General features: G+C 66.3%; 13 protein-coding genes. 12 read left to right on the top strand and 1 reads right to left on the bottom strand.

Translation table 11 applies throughout. The features are described from left to right. Positions 1-11 precede the first annotated feature (11 nt). From ACP7B7_RS08285 to ACP7B7_RS08230, 12 genes are all read left to right on the top strand, one after another. Positions 12-1,499 carry an aldehyde dehydrogenase family protein gene (locus ACP7B7_RS08285; protein WP_426076337.1) on the top strand — a complete coding sequence of 496 codons (1,488 nt, stop codon included), beginning with the start codon at positions 12-14 and terminating at the stop codon, positions 1,497-1,499. A 10-nt stretch (positions 1,500-1,509) separates the two neighbouring features. Beyond that, positions 1,510-3,135 carry a GMC family oxidoreductase gene (locus ACP7B7_RS08280; RefSeq protein WP_426076336.1) on the top strand — a complete coding sequence of 542 codons (1,626 nt, stop codon included), beginning with the start codon at positions 1,510-1,512 and terminating at the stop codon, positions 3,133-3,135. After that, on the top strand, positions 3,132-4,217 hold the full coding sequence (locus ACP7B7_RS08275; RefSeq protein WP_426076335.1) for a zinc-dependent alcohol dehydrogenase: 1,086 nt from the start codon (positions 3,132-3,134) through the stop codon (positions 4,215-4,217). Before ACP7B7_RS08280 ends, ACP7B7_RS08275 begins: the two co-directional genes overlap by 4 nt. Further along, positions 4,214-5,032 (top strand): aldo/keto reductase, encoded by an 819-nt coding sequence (locus ACP7B7_RS08270; RefSeq protein ID WP_426076334.1) that lies wholly within the window; start codon positions 4,214-4,216, stop codon positions 5,030-5,032. Before ACP7B7_RS08275 ends, ACP7B7_RS08270 begins: the two co-directional genes overlap by 4 nt. Before the next feature lie 25 nt (positions 5,033-5,057). Further along, entirely contained in the window at positions 5,058-6,074 is a 1,017-nt protein-coding gene (locus tag ACP7B7_RS08265) for an aldo/keto reductase (RefSeq protein WP_426076333.1), read from the top strand. Between the two features lie 180 nt (positions 6,075-6,254). Continuing rightward, positions 6,255-7,373: a sugar ABC transporter substrate-binding protein gene (locus tag ACP7B7_RS08260; RefSeq protein WP_426076332.1), complete on the top strand. Its 1,119-nt coding sequence runs from the start codon at positions 6,255-6,257 to the stop codon at positions 7,371-7,373. A 92-nt stretch (positions 7,374-7,465) separates the two neighbouring features. Continuing rightward, positions 7,466-8,437: an ABC transporter permease gene (locus ACP7B7_RS08255; protein WP_426076331.1), complete on the top strand. Its 972-nt coding sequence runs from the start codon at positions 7,466-7,468 to the stop codon at positions 8,435-8,437. Positions 8,438-8,442: 5 nt separating this feature from the next. Continuing rightward, positions 8,443-9,945, top strand: a complete 1,503-nt coding sequence (locus ACP7B7_RS08250) for a sugar ABC transporter ATP-binding protein (protein WP_426076330.1) — start codon at positions 8,443-8,445, stop codon at positions 9,943-9,945. Between the two features lie 37 nt (positions 9,946-9,982). Beyond that, the gene (locus ACP7B7_RS08245) at positions 9,983-10,924 is read left to right on the top strand and encodes an ABC transporter permease (protein ID WP_426076329.1); all 942 of its coding nucleotides are present in this window, start codon (positions 9,983-9,985) and stop codon (positions 10,922-10,924) included. A 29-nt stretch (positions 10,925-10,953) separates the two neighbouring features. Beyond that, positions 10,954-11,712 carry an electron transfer flavoprotein subunit beta/FixA family protein gene (locus tag ACP7B7_RS08240; RefSeq protein ID WP_308920739.1) on the top strand — a complete coding sequence of 253 codons (759 nt, stop codon included), beginning with the start codon at positions 10,954-10,956 and terminating at the stop codon, positions 11,710-11,712. After that, positions 11,712-12,644, top strand: coding sequence for an electron transfer flavoprotein subunit alpha/FixB family protein (locus ACP7B7_RS08235; RefSeq protein WP_308920740.1), 933 nt, complete (start codon positions 11,712-11,714; stop codon positions 12,642-12,644). The genes ACP7B7_RS08240 and ACP7B7_RS08235 overlap by 1 nt, the downstream gene beginning before the upstream one ends. Before the next feature lie 80 nt (positions 12,645-12,724). Beyond that, on the top strand, positions 12,725-13,369 hold the full coding sequence (locus ACP7B7_RS08230) for a TetR/AcrR family transcriptional regulator (protein ID WP_308920741.1): 645 nt from the start codon (positions 12,725-12,727) through the stop codon (positions 13,367-13,369). Here ACP7B7_RS08230 and ACP7B7_RS08225 read toward each other — a convergent pair. Further along, positions 13,366-14,400 carry a LacI family DNA-binding transcriptional regulator gene (locus ACP7B7_RS08225; RefSeq protein ID WP_308920742.1) on the bottom strand — a complete coding sequence of 345 codons (1,035 nt, stop codon included), beginning with the start codon at positions 14,398-14,400 and terminating at the stop codon, positions 13,366-13,368. The genes ACP7B7_RS08230 and ACP7B7_RS08225 overlap by 4 nt on opposite strands. Positions 14,401-14,481 lie beyond the last annotated feature (81 nt).

Below are 14,481 nucleotides of genomic sequence, written 5' to 3'. Positions count from 1 at the left end.
GGAGCGAGACCATGAACAAACGAAGCCTGCCCACCGAGCCACGCCGGTTCCAGATGTATATCGACGGCCAGCCGGTCGATGCCGCCAGCGGCGAGACCATTACCCGCAACAGCCCCGCCCACGGCGTGCCGGTGGCCACTTGGCCGCGCGCCGGCAAGGACGACACCGAACGCGCGATCGCCGCCGCGCGCCGCGCCTTTGACCACGGCCCCTGGGCCGGCATGGGCGCCGCCGAGCGGGCCAAGGTGCTGTTCAAGGCGGCCGACCTGATCGAAGCACAGGCCGAAGAGCTGGGCCTGGTCGAATCGCTGGAAACGGGTAAACCAATCCTGCAGGCCATCGGCGAAATCCACGGCGCCGTCGACGTGTGGCGCTTTGCCGCGGGCGCGGCGCGCACCATGGCCGGCCAGGCCTACGACAATCTGGGCGAGCGCATCCTGGCGATGGTGCTGCGCCAGCCGCTGGGCGTGGTGGGTGTCATCACGCCGTGGAATTTCCCCTTCTTCATTCTCTCCGAGCGCCTGCCCTTTATTCTCGCCGCCGGCTGCACGACCGTGATCAAGCCGGCCGAAGCGACCAGCGGCACCACCGTCATGCTGGCCACGCTGCTGGAACAGGCGGGCCTGCCGGCCGGCGTGGTCAATGTGGTGACGGGGCGCGGCAGCGTGGCCGGCCAGGCCATCCTCGACAGCGAGCTGGTCGACATGGTGTCGTTTACCGGCTCGACCGCCACCGGTCAGAAGGCGATCGCCGCCTCGGCCGGCAATATCAAGAAGCTGGGGCTGGAACTGGGTGGCAAGAATCCGCACATCGTGTTCGCCAACGCCAACCTCGATGACGCGGCCGACGGCGTCGCCTTCGGCATGGCCTTCAATGCGGGCCAGTGCTGCGTGGGCGCCAGCCGCCTGCTGGTCGAGCGCAGCGTTGCCGCCGCGTTCACGGCAAAGCTGGCGGTCAAGATCGCCCGCATCCGCATCGGCGACCCGCTCGACGAATCCACTCAGGTGGGCGCCATGTTCGACGAAGGCCATATGCACAGCGTGCTGGCGTATATCGAGCAGGGTGTGAAGGCGGGCGCCACGGTGGTCTGCGGCGGCGGCCGCCTGGAAACCGAACGTGGTTATTTCGTGCAGCCGACCGTGCTGGCCGATGTGCCCAAGGGCACGCCGCTGCTGCGCGAAGAGATCTTCGGCCCGGTGCTGGCGGTCGTGCCCTTCGATACCTATGAAGAGGCGATCGCGCTGGCCAACGACAGCGAATTCGGCCTGTCGGCCTCGATCTGGACCCATGACCTGAACCAGGCGCTGCGCGCCTCGCGCGAGATCCAGGCCGGCCGCGTCTGGGTCAATACCACGCTCGACAACGGCCCGGAAACCCCGCTGGGCGGCATGAAGCAGTCGGGCCAGGGCCGCGAGGCCGGCCTGGCCGGCATCGAGGAGTACACGGAACTGAAAACCGTGCATATCAACCTGCAGCCGCGCCAGCACTGGATATCCTGAGGGGAGCGCCATGGACTACGACTACATCATCGCCGGCGGCGGCTCGGCCGGCTGCGCCCTGGCCGCGCGCCTGTCCGAATCGCCCGAGGTGCGCGTGCTGCTGCTCGAAGCGGGCAAGGCCGACAGCAATCCGTACATCCACCTGCCGGTGGGCTTCTACAAGATGACGGGCGGCCCGCTGACCTGGGGCCTCACCACGGTGCCGCAAAAGCATGCGCTGAACCGCGAGATCGCCTACACCCAGGCGCGCGTGCTGGGCGGCGGCAGTTCCATCAACGCCCAGGTGTACACGCGCGGCTGCGCCCGGGACTATGACGCCTGGGCCCTGGACCATGGCTGCACCGGCTGGAGCGGCGCCGAGGTGCTGCCGTATTTCGTGCGCGCCGAGGACAACGACAGCCTGGCCGGCCCGCGCCACGGCATCGGCGGCCCGCAGGGCGTCAGCACGCCCACGCCGCAGCCGATCACGCGCGCCTTCGTGCAGGCCTGCCAGCAGGTGGGCATGCCGTGCAACCCCGATTTCAATGGCGAGAAGCAGGACGGCGCCGGCGCCTACCAGACCATCACGCGCGGTGCGCGCCGCTGTTCGGCGGTGGTGGGCTATCTGCGCCCGGCCATGCAGCGGCCCAACCTGACCGTGCGCACCGGCGTGCTGATCGAACGCATCCTGGTCGAGCGCCAGCGCGCCGTCGGCGTGGAAATCATCGAGCACGGCAAGCGCGTGCAGCTTCGCGCCAGCGCCGAAGTGCTGCTGACGGCGGGCGCCATCGGCTCGCCCAAGCTGATGCTGTTGTCCGGCATGGGGCCGGCCGCCGAGCTGCGCGCCCTGGGCATCCCGGTGGTGGCCGACCTGCCCGAGGTGGGCCGCAATCTGCATGACCATTTCGGCATCGACGTGGTGTATGAACTCAATGGCCCGCACAGCCTCGACAAATACAACAAGACGCACTGGATGCTGTGGGCCGGCCTGGAATACCTGCTGTTCAAGAAGGGCCCGGTCGCCTCGACCATCGTCGAGGGCGGCGCCTTCTGGTATGCCGACCGCCAGGCCGCCACGCCGGACCTGCAGTTCCACTTCCTGGTCGGCGCCGGCGTCGAGGCGGGCGTGCCGAAGATCGCTTCCGGCTCGGGCGTGACCATGAATTCCTATACCTTGCGGCCGAAAGCGCGCGGTTCCGTCAACCTGCGTTCGGCCAGCGCGCGCGATGCGGCGCTGGTCGATCCGAATTTCCTCGGCCATGAATACGACCTGAAGACGTCGATCGAGGGCGTGCGCCTGAGCCGCGAGATCTTCGCCCAGTCGGCGCTGGGAAAATACGTGAAAAAAGAGCATTTCCCGGGCGGCGCCGTCAGCAGCCACGCGCAGCTGGAACAGTATGCGCGCCAGTATGGCCGCACCTCGTATCACCCGGTCGGCACCTGCCGCATGGGCGGCGACCCGGGTTCGGTGGTCGACCCCGAACTGCGCGTGCGCGGCATCGCCGGCCTGCGCATCTGCGACAGTTCCGTCATGCCGGCGCTGGTCAGCTCGAACACCAATGCGCCGTCGATCATGATCGCCGAAAAGGCGGCCGACATGATACGCGCGGCGCGCCTGGGCGCCAGTCTTGAAACCCGTGTGAAGGAGGCGGCATGAGCATGGCGCACGCTAGCCCCACCATCATCCCCGCCACCATGCGCGCCGCCGTGCTGGTCGCGCCGGGCCAGTTCGAGGTGCGCCAGGTACCGGTGCCGCAGCTGGGGCCCGCCGACGTGCTGGTCAGGGTCACGCGCTGTGGCCTGTGTGGCACCGACATGCATATCTACCACGGTACTTATTCGGCCGACCGCCTGCCCCTGATTCCCGGCCATGAATTCTCGGGCCATATCGCGGCCATGGGCGCCGAGGTCAGGGGCCTGGCGCTGGGGCAGGGCGTGACGGCCGATATCAATGTCGGTTGCGGCGCCTGCTTTTACTGCCGCAAGAACGAGATCATGAATTGCCCGGCCATGGTACAGATCGGCATCCATGTCGATGGCGGCCTGGCCGAATACGTGCGCGTGCCGGCCAGCCATATCGTGCCGGTGGCCGACAGCACGCCGATCGAACTGGCGGCGCTGACCGAACCCGTGTCGTGCATCGTGCGGGCCGTGAAGCGCAGCCGGCTGCGGCTGGGCGAGTCGGTGCTGATCCTGGGCGCCGGGCCGATCGGCAACCTGCACCTGCAGGTGGCGCGCCAGGCGGGCGCCGCCCCCATCATCGTCTCGGACCCGAATCCGGAACGCGCGGCATGGGCCAGGGCCAGCGGCGCCGATTACGTCGTCAGCGATCCGGCCATGCTGGCCGGCGTGGTGGCGCAGGCCACGCAGGGCAGGGGTGCCGACCTGGTGATCGAATCGGTGGGCCTGACGGCGCTGTATGAACAGGCCTTCGACCTGGTGCGCCCGGGCGGCCGGGTGCTGGCCTTCGGCTTGTGCGCACCGGACGCGCATGCGCATTACCTGCCGTTCAAGGTGGTGCTCAAGGAGCTGGGACTGCAAGGCAGCGTGGCCGGCATGGGCGACGACATGCACGAGGCAATGACCCTGATCGCCCATGACCGCCTGGCGCTGGACGCTTTTGTGGCCACCGTGTATCCGCTTGACCGCATCGGCGAGGCGATGGAGGCCTTTATCGGCGACAAGCGCATCAACAAGATCCAGATCGCCATCGGCGATGTTCCCGAGGAGACCGCATGAGCATTTATTTTCAGCCGGGGCTGGAACGCAGCTTCGGCACGTATCCGCTGCGGGGAGAGGAACTGGCGTCGGCCGTGCGGGCGGCGCTGGCCACCGGCTACCGCGCCTTCGACACGGCGCAAGGCTATGGCAACGAGGCCGACCTGGGGCTGGCCCTGCAGGACTGCGGCGTGCCGCGCGAGCAGCTGTGCATCACCTCCAAGGTCGCGCTGGAAAATTTTGCGCCCGAACGCTTTGTTGACTCGGTGCGCGAAAGCCTGGACAAGCTGAAACTGGCGCGCCTGGACGTGCTGCTGCTGCACTGGGCACCGGCCGATGGCGATATCGCGCCCTCGCTGGCGCTGCTGGAACAGGCGGCGGACCTGGGGCTGGCCACGCATATCGGCGTGAGCAACTACACGGCCGCCATGATGCGCCAGGCGGCGCGGCTGATGCGCCGGCCGCTGGTCACCAACCAGGTCGAGTTTCACCCGCTGCTCGACCAGGGCAAGCTGCTGGCGGCGGCCGGCGAAACCGGCATTCCCCTGTCGTCCTACTGCTCGGTGGCGCGCGGCGAGGTGTTCAAGTATCCGCTGTTCGCCGAGATCGGCGCGGCCGTCGGCAAGTCGGCGGCGCAGGTGGCGCTGCGCTGGATACTGCAAAAAGGCGTGGCGATCAATACCATGTCGACCAAGCCGGAAAATATCGCCGCCAACTTCGATATCATGGATTTCACGCTGTCGAGCGTGGACATGGCGCGCATCGACGCGCTGGGCGCCACCGACTACCGCGTCGTGACCAGTGCAAGAGTACCATACGCACCATGCTGGGATTGATTTCACACCAAGGAGGAGACCAAACATGCAGCCCACTGAACGACGCCAGATCGGCCAGACCGGCCTGGAAGTGACCGCCTTTGCCTTCGGCACCGCGCCGATCGGCAATATCTTCGAACCCGTCAGCGAGGCCGTGGCCAGCGAGATGATGGCCACCGCCTGGGACGCGGGCGTGCGCTTTTTCGACACGGCGCCCATGTACGGCCACGGCCTGGCCGAACTGCGCACGGGCCACAACCTGCGCGGCAAGAATCGCGACGACTTCGTGCTGGCCTCGAAGGTGGGCAGGGTCTTGACGCCGGCGCCGCGCGCCAGCATCGACTTCGGCCCCTGGGTCGACGCGGCGCCGTTTCGCAGCCGCTTCGACTACAGCTACGACGGCACCATGCGCGCCTTCGAGGATTCCCTGCAGCGCCTGGCGCTGGAACGCATGGATATCTGCTTTATCCACGATATCGACGTATATACGCAGGGTGCGGACCAGCCGCGCGTGTTCGAAGAAGCGATGGACGGCTGCTGGCGTGCGCTGGACCGGCTGCGCTCGGAGGGCCTGGTCAAAGCCATCGGCGTGGGCGTGAACGAGTGGGAGGTCTGTCACGAAGCGCTCAAGCGCCACGATTTCGACTGCTTTCTGCTGGCCGGGCGCTACACGCTGCTGGAACAGGCGGCGCTCGACGAATTTCTGCCCCTGTGCCAGCAGCGCGGCGCCACGGTGGTGGTGGGCGGCGGCTTCAATTCCGGCATCCTGGCCACCGGCGCGAAGCCGGGCGCCAAGTATAACTACGCACCGGCGCCGCCCGCCATCCTCGAACGGGTGGCGCGCATCGAGCAGGTCTGCCGCGAATTTAACGTGCCGCTGCCGGCGGCTGCGCTGCAGTTCGTCGTTGCCCATCCGGCGGTCGCGTCCTTTACGGCCGGCACCCGCACGGTGCAGCAGCTGCGGCAGAATCTGGAATGGTTTTCCACGCCGATACCGGCCGCGTTCTGGGAGGCCTTGCAGCGCCAGGGCTTATTGCGCGAGGATGCGCCGGTTCCCGCCTAAGCACGCGTAATCGAACGCTTTATCGGCACGGAATCGTCAGATTCCGATTGCAATCGCCGAATTTCAGGTTTATAGTAACTATCTAGGGAGTTACTTAAATGCTTCCGGATCGACCCCACCCCAGCCAGTTTGAAAATAACCTCCCCGCCACGACGGGGACACCACCAAACGGAGACAAAATTGGAAAAAGACACGTCCTTCATCAAGACCTTTATCGAACAGGAAACCGTCAGCCGCCGCAACTTCCTGCTGGCCGGCGCGGCCGGGATTGCCGGCCTGTCCGCCATGGGCATGGGCCTGCCCGCGATGGCAGCACCAGGCCAGCGCCTGCCGCTGGCCTGGAGCTACCGCGACCGCAGCAACCCGTACTGGAACGAGCTGGTGTCGGGCGGCGAAGCGTTTGTCGAAAGCCAGGGCTGGAAAAAATCCGACCTGGTCCATTTGATCAACAACGGCAGCAGCGAAAAGTCGCTGGCCGACATCAAGTCTTTCCTGGCCAAGACGGGCGGCAAATGCGCCATCGCCTGCGATCCGAACGACGCGCCCAATGCGCGCCCGGTGGTCGAATCGGTGGTCAAGGCGGGCGCTTTCGTGTCCACCATCTGGAACAAGACGGACGACCTGCACCCCTGGGATTTCGGCGACAACTGGGTCTCGCACATGACCTGGTCCGACGTCGAGCCGGCCGAAAAGACGGCCCGCATCCTCTTGACCGCCATGGGCGGCAAAGGCGCCATCGTCGGCATCGGCGGCATTCCCGCCAACGGCCCGGCGGTCGAACGGCGCAAGGGCCTGATGAACGCGCTCAAGGATTTCCCGAACGTCAAGCTGCTCGACTACCAGCCGGCCGACTGGAGCACGCAGAAAGCCAATGAAGTGATGCAGGGCTTCCTGACCCGCTTCGGCGAGCAGATCACGGGCGTCTTCAGCGCCAACGACTCGATGGCCTACGGCATCCTCGAAGCGCTGCGCGCCGAAGGGCGCAAGCTGCCGGTGGTGGCCTATGACGGCAACGCCCAGGCGGTCGACCTGGTGATGAAGGGCGAACTGCTGGCCACCTGCTTTACCAATCCGCCGTGGGCCGGCGGCATCTCGGTGGCGCTGGCCTACCACGCGGCGATCGGCACCTTCAAGCCGTCGAAAGAGCCGAAGGCGCACCGCGAGTTCTACGGCCCAACCATCCTGATCACGCAAAAAGACGCCCAGGCGTTCAAGAAGAAATACCTGTCGGGCAGCCTGCCCAAATACGACTGGAAAGACTTCTGGGGCCCGACCACCGGGCCGATCCGCGCCGCCTGATTCCACCGGCCCGCGGCACGGGGCGCGCCAGGACTGCTTCCTGGCGCGCCGCTGCGGGCGCACGTCCCTGCACTGTGATTGAAGGCTTTACCATGACATCCTCCGCAACACCGTACGACCTCGCCTGGCAATGGGCGCCCGCCATCGTGCTGGCCGCGCTGCTGGCCTTTTTCACGGCGGTCAATCCGAATTTTCTCAGCGTGGCGAATCTGGCCCGCATGTCGATTTCCGCCACGCCCGCGCTGCTGGTGGCGTTGGGCGTCACCTTCATCATCATCATGGGTTCGATCGACCTGTCGATGGAAGGCGTGGTGTCGACCACGGCCGTCGTCTTCGGCTGGCTGTTCCTGGCCCTGGGCGGCCACCTGGCCGAAGGCTGGGCCTGGGTCGCGCTGCCGGCCGCCATCGCCGCCGGCGCCGTGTTCGGCTATATCAATGGCCTGATCCATATCCGCCTGTCGATACCGTCTTTCATGTCCAGTCTGGCGATGGGCTTTGTCGGCACCGGCATCGCCATCCTGCTGACGGGCGGCGAGCAGATCCGCATCGAAGACGACGTCTTCCGCGCCTTGCTGCTCAAGCGCTGGTGGAATTTTCCGCTGATGGCCTATGTGGGCGTGGCCGCCGTACTGCTGGCCTGGTTTATCCAGCGCAAGACCGTCCTGGGCCGCAATTTCTATGCGGTGGGCGGCGGCGAACACCTGGCCCATGCGTCCGGCCTGAACGTGTACCGCGTGCGCCTGCTGGGCTTCATGCTGGCCGGCATGTTTTACGCGGCGGCCGCCTTGCTGGCCACGGCCCGCCTGGGCATGGCCGAGGCCAATACGGGCTCGAACTATATGTTCGTGTCGATAACCTCGGTGGTGGTGGGCGGCACCACCTTGCTCGGTGGTAGCGGCGGCGTGTGGAACACGGTGGCCGGCGTGCTGATCGTCAATGTGATCAGCAACGGCATGGTTGTGGCCGGCCTGCCGCGCTATCTGCAGGACGGCGTGCTGGGCCTGCTGGTGATTATCGCGGTGGTGCTGTCGACCGACCGTAAATCGATTTCTTTCGTGAAGTGACCGCCATGCTCGAATTTCGCAAAGTAGAAAAGAACTTCCCCAATGTGCGCGCCCTGAAGGGTGTCGATTTCAAGGTGGGCAACGGCGAGATCATCGGCCTGGTCGGCGAGAACGGCGCCGGCAAGTCGACCCTGATGAAGGTGCTGTACGGCAGCTACCAGCACGATGGCGGCGAGATCCTGATCGACGGCAAGCCGACCCGCTTCGCCAGCCCCCGTGCCGCCATGCAGGCCGGCATCGGCATGGTGTTCCAGGAACAGTCGCTGCTGCCCAACCTGAGCGTGATGGAAAACATCTTCCTCGGCTTCGAACAGCAGTTCTCGTCGTTCGGCGTGATTAACTGGAAGACGATGGCGGCCGCCGCCCGCCTGCAGCTGAACAAGGTGCACCTCGATATCGACCCGAAGACCATCACCTCGCGCCTGTCGTTCGCCCAGCGCCAGATGGTGGAACTGGCCAAGGTGCTGACCCTGGAAGAGCGGGTCGACGGCCAGCTGGTGATCCTGCTCGACGAGCCGACCTCGGTGCTGTCGAAAGAGGAAACCCAGCTGCTGTTCAAGCTGATCCGCGAACTGCGCTCGCGCGCCGCGTTCATTTTTGTGTCGCACCGGCTTGACGAGGTGATCGAGATTTCGGACCGCATCTATGTGATGAAGGACGGCGAGGTGGTCAGCGTGGTCGACAGCGCGCAGGCGCAGGTCGAGCAGATCCAGCAGCAGATGGTGGGGCGCGAGATCAGCGTCGAATACTACCGCGAAGACAAGCAGCTGCCGCATGGCGCCGAGGTGCTGGTGGAACTGGACGGCTTGTGCCGCAAGGGTCACTACCAGGACATCAGCCTGCGCCTGCACCGCGGCGAGGTGCTCAGCCTGGTGGGCGTGGAGGGCAGCGGCGGCGAAGCCATCCTGCGCACCCTGTTCGGCCTGGAGCAGCCGACCTCCGGCAGCCTGCGCCTCAAGGGGCAAGCCATCAAGGGCCAGAGCGCGGCCAGGGCGGTGGCGGGCGGCATGGGTTATATCCCGCGCGAACGCAAGATCGAGGGCATCGTCGACGGCATGTCGGTGTGCGAAAACATGACCTTGTCGCAGCTGGGCAATTACAGCCGGGCAGGGGTACTGCGCATGGCGGCCGAAAAGACCACCGCCGCGCAGTGGATGGCGCGACTGGCGATCAAGGCGCCGTCGGTGCACGCCAATGCGGGCAAGCTTTCGGGCGGCAACCAGCAGAAAGTGGTGATCGCCAAATGGCGCAGCGGCGGCTCGGACATCATCCTGCTCGACCACCCCACGCGCGGCGTCGATATCGGCGCCAAGGAGGGCATCTACGAGGTGATACGCGAAATGTGTGCGGACGGTTGCGGCGTGCTGCTGATGGCCGACACGCTGGAAGAGGCGATCGGCCTGTCGCACACCATCGTGGTGCTCAAGGACCAGCGCATCCGCCACCGCTTCGACTGCGTGCCGGGCGCCAAGCCGACGCCGTTCGACCTGGTGCACCACATGACCTGAGCCCTGCTCACTCCACTCCTGATACTGCGAGACCAAGATGAAGATAGAAAAACTGCGCGCCCACTTTCCGTGGCTGACGCTGGTGGTGCTGGCGCTGCTGGTCAGCCTGGCCCACCCCGAGTTCCTGCAGCCGGCCAACCTGCTGCAGATGGTCTCCGACGTTGCCGCCCTGTTCGTGATGGCGCTGGGGATCACGCTGGTGATCTATATCGGCGGCATCGACCTGTCGTCGCAATCGCTGGCCAATATGGCCACCGTGCTGGCCACCGTCGCGCTGCCGCTGGGCGGACCGTGGACGTCCCTGCTGGTGCTGCTGGCCGGCGCGCTGCTGGGCGGCGCTTCCGGCGTCGCCTCGACCAAGCTGAAGGTGCCGTCGTTTATCGCCACCCTGGCGCTGGGCGGCATCGCCCTGTCGCTGGGCGCGTATGTCTCGAAACAGCAGTCGGTGTCGATGGACGCCGAGCTGCGCACGCAGGGCTATGGCTGGATCTATGGCGCCACCCTGGCCATTCCGCACGAAGTGCTGATCGCGCTGGCCTTGCTGGCGGTGCTGCTGTTCCTGGAGCGTCGCACCACGTTCGGCCGCGTATTGAAGGCGATCGGCTGCGGCGAACTGGCGGCGCTGGCCTCGGGCATCCGCGTCGACCGCTACAAGATCGCCGCCTACGCCATTTCCGGCGCGCTGGCGGCGGCGGCCGGCCTGATCTTTGCCGCCCGCCTGGCCGGCGGCGGGCCGAACGTGGCCGAAGGCTTTCTGCTGCCGGCGATTGTCGCCGTGCTGGTGGGCGGCACCTCGCTGTCGGGCGGCGTCGGCGGCGTCCTGAACACCTTTGTCGGCACCCTGATCGTGGCGGTGATCCGCACCGGCATGGTCTACCTGGAAGTGCCGGCGCAGTCGCAGCAGTTCGTGTTCGGCCTGATGCTGATCGTCGCCATCGCGCTGACCATCGACCGCAGCAAGCTGCATATGGTCAAGTAACTCACTCAATTTCTCACGATGGAGCAACAATGAAGATACTCGTCCCCGTCAAGCGGGTAGTGGACTACAACGTCAAGGTGCGCGTCAAGATGGACGGCAGCGGCGTCGAGCTGGCCAATGTCAAGATGAGCATGAACCCCTTCGATGAAATCGCCGTCGAGCAGGCGGTGCGCCTGAAGGAAGCGGGCCTCGCCACCGAAATCGTCGCCGTGTCGTGCGGCGTGGCGGCCTGCCAGGACGTGCTGCGCAATGCGCTGGCGATCGGCGCCGACCGCGCCATCCTGGTCCACAGCGACGCCGAACTGCAGCCATTGGCCGTCGCCAGGCTGCTCAAAGCCGTCTGCGATCGTGAAACGCCGCAGCTGGTCCTGTGCGGCAAGCAGGCGGTCGACGACGACGCCAACCAGGTGGGGCAGATGCTGGCCGCGCTGGCCGGCTGGCCGCAGGCGACGTTCGCGTCCGCCATCACGCTGGACGGCAATGAAGCCACCGTCACGCGCGAAGTGGACGGCGGCCTGGAAACCCTGCAAGTGACCTTGCCGGCCGTGATCAGCGCCGACCTGCGCCTGAACGAGCCGCGCTACGTGACGCTGCCGAACATCATGAAGGCCAAGAAAAAGCCGCTGGCCACCGTCACGCCGGCCGAACTGGGCGTCGCTGCGGCCGCGCTTGAACCGCGCTACAGCATCGTGCGCGTCAGCGAACCGGCGCCGCGCGCCGCCGGCGTCAAGGTGGCCGATGTGGCCGAACTGATCTCGAAACTGACACTGGAAGCGAAGGTAATCTGATGACCACACTTGTTATTGCCGAACACGATCAACAACGCCTGCATGGCGCCACCCTCAATACCGTCGCCGCGGCGCTGCGGCTGGGTGGCGAGGTCCACGTGCTGGTGGCCGGCAGCGATTGCGCGGCGGTGGCCGCCCAGGCGGCGCGGCTGCAGGGCGTGACAAAAGTGCTGCTGGCCGACGCGCCCCATTATGCCGCGCAGACGGCGGAAAACCTGGCCGCGCTGGTGGTGGCCCATGCAGCGCCCTACAGCCATATCCTGGCGCCGGCCAGCACCTATGGCAAGAATGCCTTGCCGCGCGTGGCCGCGCTGCTGGACGTGGCGCAGATTTCCGAGATCAGCGCCATCGTGTCGCCCGATACCTTCGTGCGCCCCATCTATGCGGGCAATGTGCTGGCCACCGTCACCAGCATTGACGCCGTCAAGGTGGCAACCGTACGCACCACGGTCTTCGATCCTGTCGCCGAGGGTGGCGGCGATGCGGCGATCGAGGCGCTGGCGCCGGCCGCCGACACGGGCTTGTCGCGCCTGGTGTCGCGCGCCCTGGCCAGCTCGGAGCGGCCCGAGCTGGGCGCGGCGAAGATCATCGTCTCGGGCGGGCGCGGCCTGGGCAGCGGCGAGAACTATGCGCGCCTGCTCGAACCGCTGGCCGACAAGCTGGGCGCCGCCCTGGGCGCCTCGCGCGCGGCCGTCGACGCCGGTTACGTGCCGAACGACTACCAGATCGGCCAGACGGGCAGGGTGGTGGCGCCGCAGGTGTACATCGCGGTGGGCATCTCGGGCGCGATCCAGCACCTGGCCGGCATGAAGGACGCGAAAGTCATCGTCGCCATCAACAGCGATGCGGACGCGCCCATCTTCCAGGCGGCCGACTATGGCCTGGTGGCGGACCTGTTCGAGGCCGTGCCGGAACTGAGCAAGGCGCTCTAGCGGCGCGCCAGTTTTCGACATCGGACGGCTATAATGCGGGCAAGAAGATGCTGGACAATCAGCCAAGGAACAGGGCAATCATGGGAACAAAAATGGTATTTCGGGCGCGTAACGCCGATGCGACGCGCGACAGCATTTTGCAGGCGGCGCGCGCGGAGTTCGCCGCCTCCGGCCTCGGTGGCGCGCGCGTGGACGATATCGCGGAACGCTCGGGTTCGAACAAGCGCATGATCTACCATTATTTCGGCGGCAAGGATGACCTGTTCGCCGAAGTGATCGCGGCCGAATACGAAAAGATCCGCTCGCGCGAGATGGCGCTGAACCTGGAGGCGCTGCCGCCGATGGAGGCGATGAGCAAGCTGGTCGAGTTCACCTGGAATTACTATATCGAGAACCCGGAGTTCATCACCCTGGTCAACAGCGCCAACCTGCACAAGGGCCGCCACCTGGACGGCAAGAGCGGCCTGCGCGAAATGCAGGACAGCTATGTCGCCCTGGTCACCCGCATCCTCGACCGGGGCGTGGCGCTCAAGGTGTTCCGCGCCGGGGTCGACCCGGTGCAGCTGTGCATCACCCTGGCCGCCATTTCGTATTACTACCTGACCAACCAGTACACTGGCGAACACCTGTTCGGCTTCAATTTCACGCAGGACGCGGCCCTGAAGGCGCGCCTGCAATTCAATATCGACACGGTGCAGCGCATGCTGGCGGCGGCCGGCGGCTAGTCCTTGGCGATTTTCCTGGCGCCGATGCTCGATTCGCGCACGATCAGCCGCGGCGCCTCGAAATGCTGCACCGGCGGCGCCGCCGGCGTGGGGTTGCGCAGGCGTTCGAGCAGGGTCAGGCTGGCGATCGTGCCCAGCTTTTCGGCGCCGGCCGACAGTGTCGTCAGCGGCGGGTTGGTGTGTTCGGCGGCCACGATATTGTCGCAGCCGACCACCGCCAGCGCCTTGCCCGCGCGCTTGCCCATGGTGTCGAGCTGGTGCAGCACGCCGATCGCCACCTGGTCGTTATAGCAGACCACGGCGGTAGGGCGGGGCTTCATGTCGAAGAGGGCGCGCACGGCTTCGCGCCCGCCCTGCGGCGACAGTTCGACGTCGATCAGCCAGGCGTCGCTGACGGGCAGGCCGTGCTTGGCCATCGCCGCCTGGTAGCCGCCGATGCGCTGGGTCGCCACCGTGTAGCCCTTGCGGTTGCCGACAAAGGCGATGCGCGTGTGGCCCTGGGCGATCAGGTGTTCGGTGGCCAGCAGGAAGCCGTGATGGTTGTCGACGCCGACGGTGTCGACCTCGGCGTCCATCGGCCGCATCACCAGCACCAGCGGAATGCCCCAGGCCGCGATTTCGCCGGCCAGGGTGCCGGAGGTGCCCAGCGCGGGCGACATGATCAGACCGGCCACATTCTGTTCGCGCATCGACTGCAGCACCCGCGTCTGCGTCCCGGCGCTTTCGGCCGTGTGCGCCATCAGGGTGGTGTAGCCGGCCTCCATCAGCACGCGCTCGATGGCCACCAGCAGCTCCACAAAAAAGGGGTTGGTCAGGTCGTTGATGACCATGCCGATGGTGGTGCTGCGCCGGCCGCGCAGCATGGCCGCGCCCTGGTTGTAGACATAGCCGAGCTGCTGCGCCGCCGCACGCACCTTGGCGGCCGTATCGGGCTTGATGCGCGGGCTTTCCTGCAGCACCAGCGAGACGGTGGACTTCGATACGCCGGCCGCCTGGGCGATGTCCTGGATGGTGGGGGCAGATTTTTTCATGTTGCTATGCACAATTGGAACGTTCCAAAAAGGTTTGACATTGGCAGTATAAGGCACTACAGTTCAATCCAGCAGAAACAC

It is taken from the genome of Janthinobacterium sp. PSPC3-1, from assembly GCF_049896105.1.
GTDB lineage: Bacteria > Pseudomonadota > Gammaproteobacteria > Burkholderiales > Burkholderiaceae_D > Janthinobacterium.
This window is presented reverse-complemented; position numbering and strand designations above follow the sequence as displayed.

Excerpts from the sequence above, each read along its gene's own strand:
- ACP7B7_RS08285 (WP_426076337.1), top strand. The coding sequence starts at position 12 with ATGAACAAACGAAGCCTGCCCACCGAGCCACGCCGGTTCCAGATGTAT.
- ACP7B7_RS08280 (WP_426076336.1), top strand. The coding sequence starts at position 1,510 with ATGGACTACGACTACATCATCGCCGGCGGCGGCTCGGCCGGCTGCGCC.
- ACP7B7_RS08275 (WP_426076335.1), top strand. The coding sequence starts at position 3,132 with ATGAGCATGGCGCACGCTAGCCCCACCATCATCCCCGCCACCATGCGC.
- ACP7B7_RS08270 (WP_426076334.1), top strand. The coding sequence starts at position 4,214 with ATGAGCATTTATTTTCAGCCGGGGCTGGAACGCAGCTTCGGCACGTAT.
- ACP7B7_RS08265 (WP_426076333.1), top strand. The coding sequence starts at position 5,058 with ATGCAGCCCACTGAACGACGCCAGATCGGCCAGACCGGCCTGGAAGTG.
- ACP7B7_RS08255 (WP_426076331.1), top strand. The coding sequence starts at position 7,466 with ATGACATCCTCCGCAACACCGTACGACCTCGCCTGGCAATGGGCGCCC.
- ACP7B7_RS08250 (WP_426076330.1), top strand. The coding sequence starts at position 8,443 with ATGCTCGAATTTCGCAAAGTAGAAAAGAACTTCCCCAATGTGCGCGCC.
- ACP7B7_RS08245 (WP_426076329.1), top strand. The coding sequence starts at position 9,983 with ATGAAGATAGAAAAACTGCGCGCCCACTTTCCGTGGCTGACGCTGGTG.
- ACP7B7_RS08240 (WP_308920739.1), top strand. The coding sequence starts at position 10,954 with ATGAAGATACTCGTCCCCGTCAAGCGGGTAGTGGACTACAACGTCAAG.
- ACP7B7_RS08235 (WP_308920740.1), top strand. The coding sequence starts at position 11,712 with ATGACCACACTTGTTATTGCCGAACACGATCAACAACGCCTGCATGGC.
- ACP7B7_RS08230 (WP_308920741.1), top strand. The coding sequence starts at position 12,725 with ATGGGAACAAAAATGGTATTTCGGGCGCGTAACGCCGATGCGACGCGC.
- ACP7B7_RS08225 (WP_308920742.1), bottom strand. The coding sequence starts at position 14,400 with ATGAAAAAATCTGCCCCCACCATCCAGGACATCGCCCAGGCGGCCGGC.